The organism is Croceivirga sp. JEA036 (assembly GCF_011882165.1).
Taxonomy (GTDB): domain Bacteria; phylum Bacteroidota; class Bacteroidia; order Flavobacteriales; family Flavobacteriaceae; genus Croceivirga.
This window is the reverse complement of the sequence record NZ_JAATON010000004.1, coordinates 1-20,162: the sequence shown is the minus strand read 5'-3', so window position 1 is coordinate 20,162 and position 20,162 is coordinate 1. Positions and strand designations below refer to the sequence as shown.

Here is a 20,162-nt window from a genome sequence, read left to right as displayed (position 1 = left end):
CAGTTTAGAATTTTACGTTTAAGGATAGACCGTAGCTTCTAGTTGGTGGCACACCAAAATATTCTAATCCTTGTGAGTTACCAGCATTGTAAGCTGCTTCTGGATCAATATTATCTACAGAACGTTTTATATAAAACAAGTTTTGCATGATGATACCGATATTGGCAGTATTTAAAAATGTCTTTTCCAAAATTTTGTCAGGAAAAGTGTAATTAAGACTTAATTGTCTAAATTTTATAAAATCTGCATCTTCTACAAATTCTTCTGCAATATCATTAACCCGACCATAGTAGGTTTGTAAGTTTTCTGGAGCTACAGTAGTTGTAAAGGCGTTACCCTCTCCATCTACTCCAGATACACTTAGTCCATTTTCTCTACCTTCTAGTGTTGCCTTGTGCAAGCCGCTACCGTAAGCAAAAGTATTTGTACCTGAGAATATTTGACCCCCAAACTTAGCATCTATCAAGGTATACAAACTAAAATCTTTAAATCTAAAAGTATTACTAAAACCAAAAGACCATGGCGGAACGCCTTCTCCTAAAATTTTACGTTCTCCTAGTAGAGCTAAAGGCACACCATCTTCGTCAATATCGTATACAATTCTACCTTGCTCATCACGCACATAAGACACACCTTTAATTACTCCATAACGCTCACCAGGTATGTGAGATATTCTTACATTTTGTGTTCTTGGTTCATCTAGGCCAATTTCTCCATCTTCTGGATTAGTTGCTACAATTGTTCCTTTATTATAAGCTCCATTAATACTTGTATTCCAAGAAAAATCTTGTGTTCTAAATGGTGTTGCGTTGATTAAAAACTCAAAACCTTTATTCTCTAACTCACCAATATTTGCTATTGCAGAAGAAAAACCAGAGGTAACAGAAGTCGTAACATTCACAATATCATCTGTAGTTTTATTGGAGTAGTATGCTAAGTCTAAAGACAATCTATTATTAAAGAATCTTGCATCTAAACCAATTTCATATTCTTGCTTACTCCACGGTACTAAACCAATATTAGGAACCCTACTACCGTTAATTCTACCCAAAGGTTGCCCTTGATGTCCTTGACCAAAAATTTCATACGTTAATGCTAATTGATACGCATCTTGTGCACCACCAGCTGTTTCTGAATATCCACCTCTTAGTTTAAGGAAAGAGATTGGTGCTGGCATTTGAAACAAATCTGACAAAATTAAACTACCATTAATAGAGGAATAGAAATCATTATTTGGAGAATCTTTCCCGACTAAAGAAAGTGTTGAAAACCAATCGTTACGTCCTGTATAGGTAAGATATAAAAAAGAATCATAGCTAAATTCTAAGGAACCATAAAGAGACCCTATTTCTCTTTCATTAAAACCTCTTGAGCGTGTTTGGGTAGCTAGATTAGATATATCTTCTAACCCTGGCACGATAAAATCTCTTCCCCCTAGAGAAAGCGATTCGAACTCAATCTTATTACTGTTTGCCCCTACAAACCCATTAAATCCAAGCTTGTCTGTTATATTCACTTGACTCCCAAGAATTAAATCTGCATCAATTTGGGTGTATCGTCTTTCTTCTTCTGTCATAGCTCCTCCAGGAATATATGCAGTACCCCAAGGCTCAATGGAGGTAGATTTTCTTGTCCAATGGTCCACACCTACTCTACCAGATAAATACAGCCAATCTATAATATCATACCTTAAATTAGTGGAGGCTATAATTCTGTTGGTTTTATCTTGATTACTAAAATTATACGCGGCCCAGTAGGGATTCTGAGAGAAAACATTACTAGAATATTGACGTTCTGTTCCATCCTCATTAGCACCTGGCTCCATAAAAGAGACATCTACATTTGCTGGCAATAATGCCACCGTAAAGTTAGCATTACCGGGCGCGTCTGATAATCGAGGCCTATTAGTTACATCTTGAACAATATACTTTACATTAGTTTGCATGGATAGCTTTTCTGCCATCATTGCATTAGCGTTTAAAGAAAATGTTTTTCTATTAAGCCCTGCATTAGGCACAATATCATCATTGCTTAAATCCGAAGCAGAAAAACGCATGTTCATTTTTTCACCACCTGTGGTTAAAGAAACTGTGTTGGTAAATGTTGCACCAGTTCTATAAAATGTTTCAGCATTATTACCTACATAAGAATAAGGGCGCTCTACACCATCCCATTGCACCACAGAAGAACCATCTAAACGCTCTCCCCATGAGCTTGTGGCATTATCAAACGCTTCTGTTTGCGTTACTGGCTTTCTACCCAAAATACCTTGACCATATTCTGTTTGAAAATCTAGAATGGAACTATCATAGGTATTAAATAACACACTACCGTTGTATTCTACACCTATACCCTCTTGCTTTTTTCCTTGCTTTGTGGTTATAATTATGACACCATTACCACCTCTAGAACCATATAGAGCACTTGCAGAACCACCTTTAAGCACACTTACGGACGCTATGTCGTCTGGATTTATACTAGAAATACCATCACCACCATCATTACCTCCCCATAAACTAGCGGAGCCACTATTTTCATTTGAAATTGGTATACCATCTACTACATACAGGGGTTGGTTGTTACCCGTCATAGTACTGTTACCTCTGATGATAACCCTACTAGAACCGGCTGCTCCAGTTGCGTTTTGAGATATGTTTACACCGGCCACCTTACCTTGCAAGGCATTAATCGCATTGGGCAACTTAATATTAGACACTTCTTCACCTTTAACCTCTGTCAAGGAATAACCGAGTGCCTTAGTTTCTTTCTTGATACCTAATGCAGTAACTACCACCTCATCTAAATTTTCAGCAGAAGGGACTAACAATACATTGATAGTTGTTCTACCATTAACACTTACCATTTGGTCTTGAAAACCTAAGCTAGAGAAAACAAGGACAGCATTGCTAGGTACAGTAATGGAATAGTTTCCATCAAAATCTGCCGAAGTTCCGTTGGGAGTGCCTTGCTGCACTACATTAACTCCTGGAACTGGAATACCAGTATCACTGTCTGTTACAACACCTGATACTGTTACATTCTGTGCAACGCCAACTTGCACCACTAATAGGGTGAGTAACGCAAACACAGCCTTAAACATGACATTCATAGAGTTTGATTTAATTGATTTAGTTAATTAATTGAGTTTTGTTTCTTGGAAATTGGATATATAATAAGGGATAGTGAAAGTTTTTCGACCAACAACAATTGCCAAAAGCCGAACAGCAGTAAAAAATTCACATAAATTTTAAGACTTATTTACGAATCTTTTCCACCTAAAAGGATTTAGAATAAGAATTTGATAATCAAAAAATTATCCCCGACAATTGCTTGCCGAGGATACACATCACTATCACTAAAACATTGGTTGGTATGGTTGTAATTGTGGTAGTTTAAGTTTTTTTTAAGGATTAAATTTTTTGCTCAATTTCTTAATCACCTGCAACTGATTATCCTTTAATGCTGGTCCATCAAAAACAGAAACCCCTTTAGCTCCGTTTTTTTTCGCTATTAGAATAGCTTTTTCTAAGGTTTTATCATCAAAATCTGGAAGATACAAACCGGTATGCAATTCGGTCTGCCTTCCTTTTAAGTCTGCCACACCCTGTTTTGTAGCATAGCCAATCCAATCTAATTCCTCGTTGTAAAATCCATGATAAATCATTGGTAATACAACATCAACATTCCATTTATCCCAGCGTTGACGTACCATATGGTCCGCCATTTCTGGATAGGGAAATACTGCAGAAGTAAGCAACTTGCCATTTTCGTGAGCAATTTCATACGCTTCATCTACTATGGATTTCACTTTATTAAGTCTAAAGTTTTTCCATTCGATGTCTATCTCTGGATGCTCAAAATCTTTTGGGTTTTTATGATGCTCTTCTTCAAAAGCTGCTAAACAAACATCGCAATAGCAAAAATCAAACCTTGGTAATTCTGTGTTTTGCTCTAAATTATATTTTGGCAATAATCCAATAGGCAAAAAGATATCAGAATATCTTATGTAATCCAAATGCACACTTGCTACACCATCTACAGCCGCCAAACCGCTAACCAAACTCAAAATATGGTCTCGTGATTCTTCTCTAGTTGGGCATAACCATTTGTAATAACCTACATAAGGTGGTTGGTCATAGCAAGATTTGCCATCTCTACTAACGGCATACCATTCTGGATGCTTTTCTGCTATTTTATCTCCAGGTCTATTTACGGTAAACATCCAAGCATGCACCTCTAACCCTACTTCTGTTGCAAAAGGAGCCACCTTCTTTAGCAAATCTGCATCTGTACCAGTATTAATGAGTACAGCATGAAAACCATTTTCCTTGTATTTTTTAAATTCCTGTCGGTAATAGGCATCGTCCTTAGTTTCATCTGCCGTAAACCATGTCCAAAATTTAAACGTAATTGCTTCATTTTCTGCAATAGTCACGTTTTTAGCTTCTGACTTGGTTTTAGCTTTCATGGGATTATCAAAAAAACCAACAGCTAATAATGCCAACAAGCCCACCAATCCTAACTGATAAAATTTAAATTTCTGTTTCTTGTTACCAGATGTATTTTCCATCTTCTTTAATTACTATTTTTTTATTTGAAAAGGGACTTACAGCAGTAAGATTCCAACCCGTTGCATGGGGCTCATAGTCCACTTTTATCGCTTTACCAAGAACATCAACGGTTATTGCCTTTCTACCCTTAGGTTGCGCCAACCAATTTCTATACACTGCATATAAGGCATACTTTAGTTGCTCATCTTTGTCTACACTAAAGTTGGTAATAGGTGCATCTGTAAAATAGACATACCCCCAGTGCTCTGGTTCATGCATATTAATAACCCACTGTGGGGACCACACCCAATTATATTCTGGTAAAAATTCTTCATTACCACCTTGCTTTCTTTGGTATTTTCCATTCTTCAGTTGAAAATCCCAATTGACACGGGAGAAATTGATACGCCAAAATTCGTTTTTAGGTGGACCTCCATGTAATGCTGCTTCAGATATAACACCCCACGGAATAGCTATTTCCAGAGACCAACCTTTATCTATATCTGAAGCCCTATTTAAGGTACCTTCTATGGATACGGCAGATTGCAATCCCTGAATATCCCAACTATCTAGAACTTTTCCTTGGTTACGATAGGGTTTTGTCAAGAATAAATCCCATTGTGTGTTTAGCGCATTTATCTCCAATTCATAATAATTATGAGTATCCCCATCTGGATCAATGAATATTTCAAAATCATTGTTGTAGAAAATAACCGTATCCCTTTGTTGTAAATGACCCCAAACATGAGGCTCTTCTAGTTTTGCAAATACATAAAAATAAGCATCGTCCCATGCCATTTTTATTTTAGTTTCAAAGTCTGGCTTTTTAGTTCCTTCTATATCAATAAAATCTTCTGTCCAAGGAATATTTTGCCAAGCATCGTCCATATTGCCATCTACTACAATGCTATCTATTTTTTGTGCTACATAAGTTTTAGGCATTGGATATTGCTGAGCATTCACTCCGCTTAAAAAACCATATAAAACTATAAAGCAAAGAAGAAAGTTGTATTTTGCAGACACCCTATACCCCCAAATATTTATTTTCTTCCACATAGCTTTGCTAATAATCATAAGACTAATATTCTTAAATTTAATAGTGTTCCATCCTAAAATTTAGACCAACAACAGTCACAAGCTCACCAACAACAATGAAAAATACAGTAAACTTACTTGCTAAAGCCTCTGAGGAACTTAAAAACGAGCAAGAACCGGGTAATAGTTCTTTTGACCCTTACGAAATTACGGTAAAGCATCATTTAATTTTCTGGCTTATTTACTTTGCATTCAACACCTTACGGTGGGGAAGTTATTTTGATGATTATGAATACTCTGTAAAAACAAATATTATTGGTTTTCCTATACATATGGCCTTAACCTATTTAAATATTTATGTGTTAATGCCCAAGTTTGTATATACCAGAAAATATTTGAGCTATACCATTTTAGTTATCTGCGCCCTTTTTGTAATGCTCCTAGCTAAATACAATCTTACGTATTACTTAGTGAGTACTAATGTTTGGCCAGAAGGACCAGAACCCATACAAAACTTAACTTTTAATTACGGCATACAAATGATGTTGGGCGAGTTGTATGTAGTTTCTTTTGTAACTGCTATAAAGCTTACCATAGATTGGTTGCGAGAACGAAATAAGTTGTATGAAATGGAGAAAAGACAATTATCTACAGAACTCCGGTTTTTACGTTTACAAGTTTCACCACATTTTTTCTTTAATACCCTAAACAACATATACTCGCTAACCTTAACCAAATCTGACAAAGCACCCATTGTTATATTAAAACTATCTGAATTAATGCGCTATTTACTATACGCTACAGATAAAAGACGACAATCTTTAACTAATGAAATTGAGTGCTTACAAAATTATATTGATTTGGAGCGTATTCGCTTTGATGAAAACCTAGAGGTAAACATTAGTATTTCTGGAGATTTGACTAACAAAGAAATTTCACCAATGCTTTTGATGCCCTTGATAGAAAATAGCATAAAACACGGAGTAAGTAAAAATCTAGGCAAAAACAAGATTAGTCTTGATATTACGGTTCTGGAAGATTTTCTTTATTTTGAGCTTACCAATTCCTGTCCACAAGACAGAAAACCAAACACAACAAGCAAGAATTTTGGTGGCATAGGCCTTTCTAATGTTAAAAAAAGACTAGAACTAGGTTATGAACCGGAAGACTATAAACTAAACCTTATAGATAAAGGACACACCTTTATTATCAAACTAAAACTGCGAGTATAACCAATGAAGTGTATAAATACAATCCTTATTGACGATGAACCTTTAGCGATAGAAATTTTAAAAGAATACGCAGCACAAGTTCCCCAAATTAAAATCTTAGATACCTTTACCAATCCTTTAAATGCCAATGCATACCTACAAGAAAACAAGGTAGACCTCATTTTTTTGGATATTAATATGCCTGTGCTAAATGGATTTAATTTTCTAGAATCGCTCAAAAAAAAGCCTATGGTGGTCATCACTACCGCATACGAAGCGTATGCCGTCAAAAGCTTTGAGTATGAGGCAATGGATTATTTAGTAAAACCTATTTCTTTTCCACGATTTCTTAAAGCGGTAAATAGAGTAACAAGAACTCACGAATCTGAAAATAGTAGCACTACAGACAACCAAAGTATTTTTGTTAAGGTTGATAATAAAAAGCTACAAAAAATTTATCTAAATGATATTTTGGTTGTGGAGAGTCTCAAAGATTACATCCGTATAATTACCAGAACAGACAAACACATTGTACACAAAACCCTAACAGGCTTTACCGAAGAATTACCTAGAGACAATTTTATTCGCATACACCGCTCCTATACTGTAGCTATTGATAAAATTAGCGCTATTGAAGGCAATAGTGTAGAAATAGAAGGGATACGTTATACCATTGGCAGAAGTTATGCAGAAGAAGTTAAAGGTAAAATTCTTAATTAAATATACACCTATTGAAAAAACTATGTAAAATAAAAAAGCCTCCAATTAATTGGAGGCTTTTCTTGGTGGGCGCGAAGGGATTCGAACCCCTGACCCCCTGGGTGTAAACCAGGTGCTCTGAACCAACTGAGCTACGCGCCCGTGTCATTTTCGGAGTGCAAATATAGAACCTAATTTCAATTAGCCAAACAAAAATTTAATTTTTTTTATAAAATTTCTGCTACTACAAATGTACTCCCCCCCACATAGACCATATCTTTCTTTTTAGCATTACGTTTTGCTTCGGCTAACCCAGTAGAGACGTCTTCAAAATAGCCTCCCTTAAGACCTTGATTCTCAGCATAATTTTTCAACACATCCAAATCCATACCTCTAGGCACATTGGGTTTTACAAAATAATAAGAAGCATCTTTTGGAAAAAGTGGTAAAATTTTAGCCACTTCCTTATCATTAACAAAACCTAAAACTAAATGTAATTTTTTATAGGATTGCTTTTGCACCTGTGCCATAACAAGAGAAAGTCCTTCTAAGTTGTGAGCGGTATCGCAAACTACTAAAGGTTGTTTCTGTAGAATTTGCCACCTGCCCAATAATCCGGTATTTTTCACTACCTGTTTTAAACCCCTCTTTATGCTCTTTTCAGCTACACTAAAGGAGCTTTGTTCTGTTAAACAAGCCAACACCCCTTTAACGTTTTTTTCTTGATAGCGCCCTTTTAAATCCATTTCATACGTTGGATAATCCTTTTCATCCGCAAAGGTTAAGGACGATTTTAATTGACTTGCAATTAATTTAAAAACCATTTCGGTCTTAGGATGCCGCTCACTTACCACGACAGGAACTCCCCTTTTTATGATTCCAGCTTTTTCCATAGCTATTTTTTCTAGGGTATCTCCTAGTATAGCTGTATGGTCTAGCCCTATATTGGTAATTAATGCTATTTCTGGGTTAATAATGTTTGTAGAATCCAATCTACCGCCTAAACCTACTTCCACAATAGCCACATCTACCTGTTCTTCTGCAAAAAATTGAAAAGCCATACCTACGGTCATTTCAAAAAAAGAAAGTTGATGATACTCTAAGAAAGGTTTGTTTGCACTTATAAAGTCTTTTACAAATTGTTTGCTTACTTTTTTACCGTCAATCTTAATTCGCTCTCTAAAATCTTTTAAATGTGGCGAAGTATATAAGCCTACTTTATAACCTTCTTCCTGTAAAATTGAAGCTAACATATGAGAACTAGAACCTTTACCATTGGTGCCGGCTACATGTATACTTTTAAATTTTTTTTCTGGGTGATTTAAATGTGATGCAAAGGCATTTATATTATCTAACTTCCCTTTAAAGGCAGTTGCCCCTTTTTGTTGATACATGGGTAATTGCTGAAACATCCATGCAATCGTCTCCTTATATGTCACGCCTATTGTCCAAGTTTAAAATTGACCACAACAAATCCTATCTGCTGAGAAGGAGCGTTAGAATCTAAATTCCATTTGTGCAGCATGGCTGTTTTTTGTGCGGGATCTAACAAGCATTGTGCATTATTTGTTGTTCCTTTTACACCTGGTGTAGCTTTGACCACTCTACCATTCCTATCTACAACGATACGCACTACTACTCTTCCTTCTTCGTTACATTCTTGCTGAACTTTACCCTTGCTCACTAATGATCGCCCATTGAGACCAAATCCTCCAGAACCACTACCTGGAGCCCCGTAGTAAGAAGTAGCATAAGGATTACCTTGCGGATTTCCCTTATCGCCAGGTGTAGCATCATCCCCTTCAGAACCACTTTCGGTTCCGTCAGATTTACCAATACCACCCATTAGCGCATCTAACTTTTTCTTTTTAGCTTCTTGTTCTGCCTTTTTACGAGCCTCTTCTAAAGCTTGTGCTCTTGCTTTACGTTCTGCTTCTGCTTTTGCCTTTTGAGCAGCATCTTCAGCCTTTCTCTTAGCTTCGTTTTGTTGTTTTATGCGGATGCTTTCTTCAGAATCTGCAGTCATCAGTTTTTCTGATGGCGCCTCTTTAACAACTTCTTCTGCCGGTGTAGTTTCCTTTACCTCTTGTTGCTCTTCTTGTACTTGCTCTGGTAGATTAGTAGGCTTAGGAATGTCTAATGGTTCTGATTTTATCTTTTTCAGCGGCTGTTGTTTACCTGCTCCAAAATCCATGGTTCCAAAGTTAACCGCAATACCCTGTTCTTCTGGAGGGTCCATATAAGTTAACCCAATATAAAAGAGAACCAATACCAGAATACTTAGTAGCACCGTGGTAAGGGTAAAAGATTTTTTCTTGTGTCTCGTGTTTAAAAAAGTCATTAATTAGGCCGCACTGCCAATATAACCTTATAACTATTTCTATTTGCAATATCCATTACGCTTACAGCTTCTTTGATAGCTACGCTTTCCTCTGCCCTTAGAATAATGGTAGGTTTTTCTTGACCTTCAAGTGCTTTTTTTAATTCAATTTCAATGTATTCTCCATTAATCTGCTGATTGTTCACAAAATAATTGAGGTTCTTATCTATAGTAACCGAAACATTTTGCGTGTTCGTGGATTTCCCTTTCGCCTTTGGCAAAAGTAAATCTAATGCATTGGGCGCATTGGAAGTTAGCATAAAAAATACCAATAACAGAAAAACTATATCTGTCATGGAAGACATGCTAAACTCTGGACTTACTTTGTTTCTTCCTTTAAGCTTCATACAGCTAATTTTATAAAGGTTCGTTCAATAAGTCTAAAAATTCCACAGCATGGGCTTCCATCTGGTGTACCACTTTATCCGTACGGTTTACTAAATGGTTGTAACCAATGTAAGCTATAATACCGACTACTAAACCAGCTACGGTAGTCGTCATCGCAGTATATATACCCGAGGCCAAAGAACCCATTTCTGCTTGTCCGCCACTGCTTGCCATTTCATGAAAAGCTAAAATCATACCAATTACCGTTCCTAAAAAACCAATCATTGGCGCAGCACCTGCAACAGTAGCTAAAATGTTTACGTTCTTTTCTAATTTATACACCTCTAAGGTTCCTGCATTTTCAATGGCTGTATTGATATCATCTAAAGGTTTTCCTATTCTAGAAACACCTTTTTCTGTTAAGCGTGCCACAGGAGAATCGGTTTGCGCACAAAGTAGCTTTGCCGCCTCTAATTTTCCGTTCATAACATGATCCCGAATCTGGTTCATGAAATTCTTATCTATTTTAGAAGCTGCACTTATTGCAAATGTGCGTTCAAAATAGATGTATAAGGCCACAAAAAGAAGGACGAACAGTACAATAACAATTATTGTACTGGCCGCCCCACCATTTATTATTAAATCTATTACAGAAAGTGTTTTTTCTTCTGATACTGCTTCGGCAACACCATCCGCAGCTACTTGATCTTGAAAATTAATCATAATGTGATTCCCAAATTTTATTGCAATAATAACGGGCTTTTCACAAATAAATTATAATTAAAGTACAAATTCACGCAATGCAATGAATACCAGACCTCCAGATACAAATCCAATGAAAGCTAACCAAGAAATCTTCTTTAAGTACCAGAAGAAATCTATCTTTTCCATACCCATTGCTACCACACCTGCTGCAGAACCAATTATTAACATACTACCACCTGTACCCGCAGAGTATGCGATAAAGTGCCATAATGGATGATCCGGTCCTTCTGAGAACATGCCCATACTAGCAGCAACCAAAGGAACATTATCTATAACGGCAGAACCAATACCTAATAACATTACCACAATATCTGTCTGTGGTATTGCTTCATTCATACTTTCAGCATATCTAAATAAGATACCCAAAGATTCTAATGCCGCAACTGCTAATAAAATACCTAGAAAGAACAGAATACTTGGCAATTCTATTTTTGTGAGTGCCGCATGTACAGGACTATGATGTGCACCTTCATGGTGATGCTCGTCTGTAGCAGAAGTTATACTAAACTTAGCATTACTATAAATTTCTGCGAAAGTTGCCACAATTGCGAGAGATAACATCATACCTACATAAGGCGGTAAGTGTGTAATCGTTTTAAAGAAAGGTACAAATACAATTGCCCCCAAACCTAAATAAAGCATAATTGATCCATATTTAGAACTTGGGCCTTCTATAGTTTCCTCCGCATCAACTTCACCACTAAAAGCTTTAAATCTGCTAGCTATAAAAGTTGGTATAACCATACACACAATGGAAGGCAATAGAACGTGAGTTACTAAAGAACCTGCATGCACTTTGTCTGCAATCCAAAGCATAGTTGTAGTTACGTCTCCAATAGGAGACCAAGCTCCACCAGCATTTGCATTAATAATAATTAAACCAGCAAACCACAAACGCGTTTCTCTGTCTTTAATAACCTTCTGTAGAATGGTTATTAAAACAATGGTTGCAGTTAGGTTATCAATAATAGCAGAAAGGATAAATGCTAAAATGGAGAATATCCACAATAATTTGCGTTTACTTCTGGTTTTTATATATCCTTTTATTGTCGCAAAACCATCAAAATAATCTATAATTTCTACAATGGTCATAGCTCCCAGTAAGAATACCAGAATTTCTGCCGTTTTTCCTAAATGATGCAATAAAATCTCCTCTATATGGGTAGGTTCCAACTCTTTTAGTTGGGCATTTACCTCAAATACATCCATATGGGTTAAGGCAATTATGGCCCAAAGCAAGGCCATCATGGCCAAAGCTGGGATAAGTTTATCTATTTTAAGATTGTGCTCAAGGGTAATTGCCAAATAACCCGCCAAAAAAACAATTATTACTATCGTCTCCATTAATCTGTTGGTTTAAAAGCTGTTATATTTATTGTGACTGTTGCCGACCAAATCTCACTTTCTCTGATCGATAAAACGGGCTAAATATAAGGATTGCCCAAAGAATCTCCCAAAAGGCAAGGTTATTTTTTAAATTGAAACATTGATGATTAAACAAAGATTTAATTAGAAATATGACATTCAAATCTTATATTTGTGTGAAAAAATTAATAATTCCATAATTAAGATGAATTTTTCCCTTACTGAAGAACAGTTGATGATTCAACAGGCTGCAAGAGATTTTGCCCAAAACGAACTTTTACCGGGCGTTATTGATAGAGATGAGGCCCAAAAATTCCCCAAAGAACAAGTTAAACAAATGGGCGAATTGGGTTTTCTTGGAATGATGGTGAACGAGAAATATAGTGGTAGTGGATTAGATACCCTATCTTATGTATTGGTGATGGAGGAACTTTCCAAAGTAGATGCTTCTTCTTCCGTAATCGTTTCTGTAAATAACTCCTTAGTATGCTGGGGTTTAGAAACGTATGGTACAGAAGAGCAAAAGGAAAAATACTTACACAGATTAGCTACAGGACAAATTATTGGTGCTTTCTGTTTATCTGAGCCAGAAGCTGGTAGCGATGCAACATCCCAAAAAACGACCGCAATAGATAAAGGTGACCATTATGTATTAAACGGTACTAAAAACTGGATTACAAATGGTGGCACTGCAGAGGTGTATTTAGTAATTGCCCAAACGGATAAAGAAAAAGGCCATAAAGGAATTAATGCACTAATTGTAGAAAAAGGCACACCAGGTTTTGAAATTGGCCCTAAAGAAAATAAATTAGGAATCCGTGGGAGCGACACCCATTCTTTAATGTTTACTGACGTAAAGGTTCCTAAAGAAAATCGAATAGGTGAAGATGGTTTTGGATTTAAATTTGCCATGAAAACGTTAGCAGGAGGTAGAATTGGTATTGCAGCCCAAGCGCTCGGTATTGCCGCTGGTGCATATGAGCTTGCATTACAGTATTCTAAAGTACGCAAAGCGTTTGGCACAGAAATCTGTAACCACCAAGCAATTGCCTTTAAGTTAGCAGACATGCACACCAAAATACAGGCTGCCAGACATTTAGTTTACCAAGCAGCTTGTGATAAAGATGCAGGGGAAAATTACGATTTATCTGGAGCCATGGCTAAATTATATGCCGCAGAAACTGCCATGGAAGTTGCAACAGAAGCTGTACAAATACATGGAGGTAATGGTTTTGTTAAAGAATACCATGTAGAACGTTTAATGAGAGACGCTAAAATCACGCAGATTTATGAAGGCACTTCAGAAATTCAGAAGATAGTTATTTCTAGAAGCATCTTACGCGACTAATATTTAACACACAAAGCCTAAGGGGTTAATATCAAATAACAATAAATATCTAGACCAGCCCCCTAAATTTTTAAGGGTAAACTCACAATTAAATATGTATTTAATGTGATTTTACCCTTTTCTTTTTTAGGTTATTGAAATTACCACCCCCATCAATTATCATTTCCATATAATAAACCCATCTAATTTTCATATTATGTTTTTGTTATCAAAAAATTACAGACGCTAAAATTTTTGTTGTGTTTAACATGCTTTATTGTACATAATTCATTGTTTATGATAAATTTGAGTAAATACCATATTCAATGAAGCCAGAGAGACAAGGATTGTACTTACCCGAATTTGAACACGATAACTGTGGCGCGGGGTTTATATGTAGCCTGCAAGGAAAGAAGTCTAACGACATCATTCACAAGGCCCTAGAGATATTAGTTAAACTTGAGCACCGTGGTGCCGTTAGTGCAGACGGTAGAACAGGAGACGGAGCGGGTATCCTTATAGATATACCGCACGAATTCTTTAAAAATGTCTGTAATTTTGACTTGCCAGAAGCAGGTGAATATGCAACTGGTAATGTGTTCTTACCTCAAAAAGACAACCAACGTCAGTTTTGCATAGATACCTTTAAAAGCAATATAGAAGAACAAGGTTTAGAACTATTGGGGTGGCGAGATGTACCGGTTAATAAATCTGTCCCAGGTAGTATTGCCAAAGAAACTGAACCTGCAGTTAAGCAAATCTTTATTGGCAAGGGCAACATTGAAGATGATTTTAAATTCAATCAAAAACTATTTGTAGCTAGAAAAAAGACAGAACATGAGATTGAGGCTTCCAAATTAAGCCAAAGTCAGTTTTTCTATCTTCCTAGCTTGTCTCAAAAAATAATCATCTTCAAGGGTTTATTAATGCCGCAAGACATTAGTAAATATTATGAAGATTTAATGGATCCTAGAGTGGTTACTCGTTTGGCTTTAGTACACCAACGTTTTTCTACTAACACTTTCCCAACTTGGGATTTAGCACAGCCTTTCCGCTATATGTGCCATAATGGAGAGATTAACACCTTAAGAGGTAATGTAGCTAGAATGCGATCTAGAGAAGAATTAATGGCAAGTGATTGGTTTGGAGAAGACATTAAAAAGGTAATACCTGTAATATTACCAGGTAAATCCGATTCTGCTAGTATGGATATGGTGGTAGAATTACTTTTAATGACGGGTCGTTCTTTACCAGAGGTAATGATGATGTTAGTCCCAGAGGCCTGGGAAAAGAATGATGAAATGTCTGAAAGCAAAAAGGCATTCTACGAATATAACAGCTGTTTAATGGAACCATGGGACGGTCCTGCCTCTATTCCATTTACAGACGGCAACTATATTGGCGCTGTATTAGACCGTAATGGGTTAAGACCTTCTCGTTATTCCGTTACCAAAAACGGATACGTTATCATGTCGTCAGAAACAGGTGTGGTAGATTTAGAACCAGAAAACATTGAGTATCACGGTAGGTTGGAGCCTGGTAAAATGTTTTTGGTAAACATGGAAGAAGGCCGTATTGTTAATGATGAAGAAATTAAGGAAGCTATAGCCAATAAACACCCATATAAAGAATGGCTCAATAAAAATTTAGTTCACTTAAAAGACATTCCCTATAACGACTGTCCAATATTCTTAGGCGAATTTCCATTAGACACAAGAACTGCTGCATTTGGTTACACACAAGAAGATATCAACACCATTATTATGCCAATGGCAGAACATGGTAAGGAACCTATTGGTTCTATGGGCTCAGACACGCCAATTGCCGTACTGTCAGAAAGACCACAATTAATTTATAATTACTTTAAACAATTATTTGCACAAGTAACTAACCCCCCATTAGATGGGATTAGAGAGGAGTTAATTACGGACATTAGCTTAACCTTAGGTAGTGACCATAATATTTTTGAGTTTTCTGAATTACATTGTAGAAAATTGAAAATTCAGAATCCAGTAATTTCCAAGGAGGATTTAGACAAAATAAAAAACCACGACCGTAGTCCAGATTATAAAGTTGTTTCAATTTCTATACTTTATGAAATTGAAAAAGGACACAATGGACTCGAAGAGGCTTTACAAAGAATTTTAAATGAAGCCTCTGAGGCAGCAAATAACGGAGCCAATATTATTATTTTATCAGACAGAATGGTAAGCAAAGAAATGGCTCCAATACCAGCACTACTTTCCTGTTCTTTTGTTAATAGTGGCCTAAGCAAATTAGGTAAACGCTCTAAGTTAAGTATCATAGTAGAATCTGCGGAACCTAGAGAAGTACACCATTTTGCACTATTATTTGGATTTGGTGCAAGTGCCATCAACCCTTATTTAGTGAATGAAATTATTGGCAAACAGATAGAGGAAAACAATATAACTGATTACTCTTTTGAAGATGCCATCATTAATTATAATAAAGCGGTTGGTAAGGGTATTCTTAAGGTGATGAATAAAATTGGAATCTCTACTTTAAATTCTTACCGCGGCTCACAATTGTTTGAATGTATTGGTATAAACACTAAGGTCGTAGATAAATATTTCCCAAATACCCCCACACGTATAGAGGGTATAGGACTGTACGAAATAGAAAAAGAAGTTGCTAAACGTCACAGACAAGCGTTTTATAATGACAAAATAGACGCAAATTTAGATTTAGAGATAGGCGGTGAATACCGATGGAGAAGAAATGGAGCTAAACATATGTTTAATCCAGAATCCATAGCCAAGCTACAAAAAGCAGTACGTAGTAATGAACCTTCTACTTATAAAGAGTATTCAGAACTCATAAATGAGCAATCTAAAAACCTGATGACTATTAGAGGGTTATTTGAGTTCTCTAACTATGACCCAATTCCGTTGGAAGAAGTAGAACCATGGACAGAAATTGTAAAGCGCTTTAAAACAGGTGCAATGTCTTACGGTAGTATTAGTAAAGAAGCTCACGAGAATCTTGCCATTGCAATGAATAGAATTGGTGGTAAAAGCAATTCTGGAGAAGGCGGAGAGGATGAACAGCGCTTTTATAAGAGTCCTACAGGAGATTGGCGTAACAGTGCCATTAAACAAGTTGCTTCTGGTAGGTTTGGTGTTACATCAAACTACCTAACAAACGCCAGGGAAATACAAATTAAAATGGCTCAGGGGGCTAAACCTGGAGAAGGCGGGCAATTACCCGGACCAAAAGTAAATCCTTCTATTGCCAAAACCAGAAATTCTACACCTTACGTAGGGTTAATTTCACCACCACCACACCATGATATTTACTCTATTGAAGATTTATCTCAATTAATATACGACTTAAAATCTGCCAACAGAGAAGCTAGAATAAATGTAAAACTAGTCTCCGAAGTTGGTGTTGGCACTGTTGCGGCTGGTGTTGCCAAGGCAAAAGCAGACGTTATTTTAATTTCAGGATTTGATGGAGGAACAGGTGCTTCTCCATTAACATCTTTAAAACACGCAGGATTGCCTTGGGAGCTTGGCATTGCAGAGGCGCAACAAACATTGGTTTTAAATGATTTGAGAAACAGAGTTGTTTTAGAGTGCGACGGACAGTTGAAAACAGGTAGAGACGTCGCCATAGCATGCTTATTAGGGGCTGAAGAATTTGGATTTGCTACTGCTCCACTTGTGGCATCTGGTTGTGTAATGATGCGAGTGTGCCACTTAAACACTTGCCCTGTGGGTATAGCCACACAAAATCCTGAGTTACGTAAAAAGTTTAAAGGAAAACCAGAACACGTAGTAAACTACATGTATTTTGTGGCTCAAGAACTTAGAGAAATTATGGCAAAGTTGGGCTTTAGAACCATAAATGAAATGGTTGGACAAGTTCAAAAATTAGACAGAAAAAAAGCTTTGGCACATTACAAAGCTGCGGGTATAGATTTAACTCCAATTCTTTATCAAGTAGAGGTACCAGAGGGTACTCCGTTGTTCAACACAGAACAACAAGTACATGATATCCATGGTTCTATTGAGTTTGATATTATTGCAAAAGCTCACCCAGCTCTTTTCCGAAAAGAAAAAACTAGTTTAGAATTTCCAATTTGTAATACTGACCGCGCAGTTGGAGCCATAATAAGTAATGAAATTTCCAAAATATATGGAGCAGAAGGGTTACCAGAGAACACGTTAAAACTAAATTTTACAGGCTCTGCAGGTCAAAGTTTTGGTGCCTTCGCAACCAAGGGATTGACCATGGTAGTAAATGGCAACACCAATGATTATTTGGGTAAAGGTCTTTCAGGCGCTAAATTAATCGTGAAAGTACCAGATGCGGCAACTATAGTTCCCGAAGATAACATTATCACTGGTAATGTTACCCTTTATGGCGCTACCACTGGGGAAGCTTATATAAACGGTAAAGCTGGAGAACGTTTCTGTGTTCGTAATTCTGGTGCAAAAGCCGTTGTAGAAGGTATAGGAGACCACGGATGCGAGTATATGACAGGTGGTGTAGCTGTTATCTTAGGTGAAGTAGGAAGAAATTTTGGAGCAGGTATGAGTGGAGGTATTGCCTTTGTTTATGATGCTAAGGAAACTTTTAGAAAACGTTGTAAAAACGAAGCATTAAACCTATTGGCTGTAGAAGAAGATAAAGACATTGCAGAATTAAAAGAATTAATAGAAAACCATTACAATGCTACCTTAAGCCCATTAGCACAAAGAATATTAGAAAAATGGGAAGAAAGTTTAGGCAAATTCATAAAAGTATTCCCAGAAGAATACAGACAGGCCTTAATTAGATTAGAACAGGAGAAAATGGAAACCATATAACAACCAACATGGGAAAGACAACAGGATTTATGGAGTATAAGCGTATGGACGAAAGCTATGCGCCTGTAGAAGACCGAATAAAAAACTATAAAGAATTTACTCAACCTTTAAAAGAAGAGGAGGTTAAAACCCAAGGTGCACGTTGTATGGATTGTGGAATTCCATTTTGCCATAGTGGTTGTCCACTTGGCAACTTAATTCCAGATTTCAACGATGCAGTATACCGAGGAAAATGGGAGAAAGCAGCAAGAATTTTACATTCTACTAATAATTTTCCAGAATTTACAGGTAGATTATGTCCAGCACCATGTGAAGAAGCTTGTGTATTAGGAATTAATGAAGACCCTGTTTCCATAGAAAATATAGAAAAGAACATTGTAGAAACTGCATTCAAAAATGGTTGGATTCAACCCCAACCACCATTAACTCGTACCAACAAAAAAGTAGCTATAATTGGCTCAGGACCTGCAGGCCTAGCGGCTGCACAACAACTAAATAGAGCAGGACACATGGTTACTGTCTTTGAGCGTGACGAAAAACCTGGTGGTTTACTTCGTTATGGAATTCCAGATTTTAAAATGGAAAAACACGTTATAGATAGACGATTAGAAGTATTAGAAAAAGAAGGTATTACATTTAAAACTGGGATTAACGTAGGTATAGATATTAAAGCTAACGAACTACAGAATGAGTTTGATGCAGTTGTATTGTGTGGCGGGGCTACCGTTAGAAGAAATTTACCCATTCCAGGCTCCGATTTAAAAGGCGTAGTCCAAGCCATGGAATTTTTGCCACAAAACAACAGACGTGTAGATAACATTTCCTTTACTGGTGATGAAATTTTGGCAACAGATAAAGACGTTATAGTAATAGGGGGTGGTGATACTGGTTCGGATTGTATAGGCACATCTATAAGACATGGTGCCAAATCAGTTAACAACTTTGAAATTATGCCTATGGCCACAACAGAAAGACCAGAAAATCAACCTTGGCCATTTTGGCCCATGCGTTTAAGAACTAGCACCTCTCATAAGGAAGGAGCAGAACGCTTCTTTAGCATCTCTACTAAGGAATTTAAAGGTGATGCTGAGGGTAATCTTACGGGTTTAGTAACTACAGAGGTTGAATGGGAATTTAAGCCAGGCCAGCGTCCTAATTTAAAAGAAGTCCCAGGAACTGAAAAAGAATGGAAATGTGATTTGGCTTTATTAGCATTAGGCTTTACCGGTTCGGAAACCACCCTAGCAGAACAATTTGGATTAAAATTTGACGGACGTACCAATATAGAAGCCTCAGAAAACGATTATAAAACAAACGTCCCTGGGGTTTTTGCTGCAGGAGACCAAAGACGTGGACAATCCCTAATAGTATGGGCAATCTCTGAAGGCAGACAAGCAGCACATCATGTAGATAAATATCTAATGGGCAAATCAGAATTACCTTTAAAAGGCCAAGGCGATCTTCCAAGGGTGTAATATTAACCTATTTGGATTAGCAAAAGGCAGGTTTAATACCTGCCTTTTTTTATTCATTCCAATTAGTCGATGGAATAAAAAAACCCCTTTACGAATTGTAAAGGGGTTTGAAGGAGGCGGCGACCTACTCTCCCACCTGGTGTGGCAGTACCATCGGCGCTATCGGGCTTAACTACCCTGTTCGGAATGGGAAGGG

Annotated in this window: 13 protein-coding genes, 1 tRNA gene and 1 rRNA gene; 5 read left to right on the top strand and 10 right to left on the bottom strand. The window is 36.9% G+C overall.

The features are described 5' to 3' along the window. Nucleotides 1-4: 4 nt before the first annotated feature. The 3 genes from HCO57_RS11270 to HCO57_RS11260 form a co-directional block, all read right to left on the bottom strand. A complete protein-coding gene (locus HCO57_RS11270) occupies nucleotides 5-3,109 on the bottom strand; it encodes a SusC/RagA family TonB-linked outer membrane protein (protein ID WP_245167585.1) in 3,105 nt (1,034 codons plus the stop codon). A 294-nt stretch (nucleotides 3,110-3,403) separates the two neighbouring features. Continuing rightward, nucleotides 3,404-4,570, bottom strand: coding sequence for a family 10 glycosylhydrolase (locus HCO57_RS11265; protein WP_245167584.1), 1,167 nt, complete (start codon nucleotides 4,568-4,570; stop codon nucleotides 3,404-3,406). Continuing rightward, nucleotides 4,551-5,624 carry a carbohydrate-binding family 9-like protein gene (locus HCO57_RS11260; RefSeq protein ID WP_245167583.1) on the bottom strand — a complete coding sequence of 358 codons (1,074 nt, stop codon included), beginning with the start codon at nucleotides 5,622-5,624 and terminating at the stop codon, nucleotides 4,551-4,553. The genes HCO57_RS11265 and HCO57_RS11260 overlap by 20 nt, the downstream gene beginning before the upstream one ends. A gap of 77 nt (nucleotides 5,625-5,701) precedes the next feature. On the opposite strand from HCO57_RS11260, the gene HCO57_RS11255 reads away from it, so the two are divergent. Continuing rightward, complete coding sequence (locus tag HCO57_RS11255; RefSeq protein WP_167989126.1) at nucleotides 5,702-6,817, top strand: sensor histidine kinase; 1,116 nt, start codon at nucleotides 5,702-5,704, stop codon at nucleotides 6,815-6,817. A gap of 3 nt (nucleotides 6,818-6,820) precedes the next feature. Further along, complete coding sequence (locus HCO57_RS11250) at nucleotides 6,821-7,516, top strand: LytR/AlgR family response regulator transcription factor (protein WP_167989125.1); 696 nt, start codon at nucleotides 6,821-6,823, stop codon at nucleotides 7,514-7,516. A 63-nt stretch (nucleotides 7,517-7,579) separates the two neighbouring features. Here HCO57_RS11250 and HCO57_RS11245 read toward each other — a convergent pair. The 6 genes from HCO57_RS11245 to nhaD form a co-directional block, all read right to left on the bottom strand. Further along, nucleotides 7,580-7,657: transfer RNA gene (locus tag HCO57_RS11245), tRNA-Val, on the bottom strand. Between the two features lie 65 nt (nucleotides 7,658-7,722). Next, complete coding sequence (locus HCO57_RS11240) at nucleotides 7,723-8,934, bottom strand: bifunctional folylpolyglutamate synthase/dihydrofolate synthase (RefSeq protein WP_167989124.1); 1,212 nt, start codon at nucleotides 8,932-8,934, stop codon at nucleotides 7,723-7,725. A gap of 2 nt (nucleotides 8,935-8,936) precedes the next feature. Continuing rightward, complete coding sequence (locus HCO57_RS11235; RefSeq protein WP_167989123.1) at nucleotides 8,937-9,836, bottom strand: energy transducer TonB; 900 nt, start codon at nucleotides 9,834-9,836, stop codon at nucleotides 8,937-8,939. Further along, nucleotides 9,836-10,222: an ExbD/TolR family protein gene (locus HCO57_RS11230; protein ID WP_136951699.1), complete on the bottom strand. Its 387-nt coding sequence runs from the start codon at nucleotides 10,220-10,222 to the stop codon at nucleotides 9,836-9,838. The genes HCO57_RS11235 and HCO57_RS11230 overlap by 1 nt, the downstream gene beginning before the upstream one ends. Before the next feature lie 10 nt (nucleotides 10,223-10,232). Further along, entirely contained in the window at nucleotides 10,233-10,925 is a 693-nt protein-coding gene (locus HCO57_RS11225; protein WP_136951700.1) for a MotA/TolQ/ExbB proton channel family protein, read from the bottom strand. A 57-nt stretch (nucleotides 10,926-10,982) separates the two neighbouring features. Then, nucleotides 10,983-12,311 carry a sodium:proton antiporter NhaD gene (gene nhaD / locus HCO57_RS11220; RefSeq protein WP_136951701.1) on the bottom strand — a complete coding sequence of 443 codons (1,329 nt, stop codon included), beginning with the start codon at nucleotides 12,309-12,311 and terminating at the stop codon, nucleotides 10,983-10,985. Between the two features lie 226 nt (nucleotides 12,312-12,537). Between nhaD and HCO57_RS11215 the strand changes: the two genes are divergently transcribed. The 3 genes from HCO57_RS11215 (at nucleotide 12,538) to HCO57_RS11205 (ending at nucleotide 19,966) form a co-directional block, all read left to right on the top strand. Further along, entirely contained in the window at nucleotides 12,538-13,680 is a 1,143-nt protein-coding gene (locus HCO57_RS11215) for an acyl-CoA dehydrogenase (protein ID WP_167989122.1), read from the top strand. Nucleotides 13,681-13,985: 305 nt separating this feature from the next. After that, nucleotides 13,986-18,491, top strand: coding sequence for a glutamate synthase large subunit (gene gltB / locus HCO57_RS11210; RefSeq protein ID WP_167989121.1), 4,506 nt, complete (start codon nucleotides 13,986-13,988; stop codon nucleotides 18,489-18,491). Nucleotides 18,492-18,499: 8 nt separating this feature from the next. Then, nucleotides 18,500-19,966: a glutamate synthase subunit beta gene (locus HCO57_RS11205; RefSeq protein WP_167989120.1), complete on the top strand. Its 1,467-nt coding sequence runs from the start codon at nucleotides 18,500-18,502 to the stop codon at nucleotides 19,964-19,966. A 111-nt stretch (nucleotides 19,967-20,077) separates the two neighbouring features. Here HCO57_RS11205 and rrf read toward each other — a convergent pair. Further along, nucleotides 20,078-20,162: ribosomal RNA gene (gene rrf, locus HCO57_RS11200) — 5S ribosomal RNA — on the bottom strand; the annotation flags it as partial.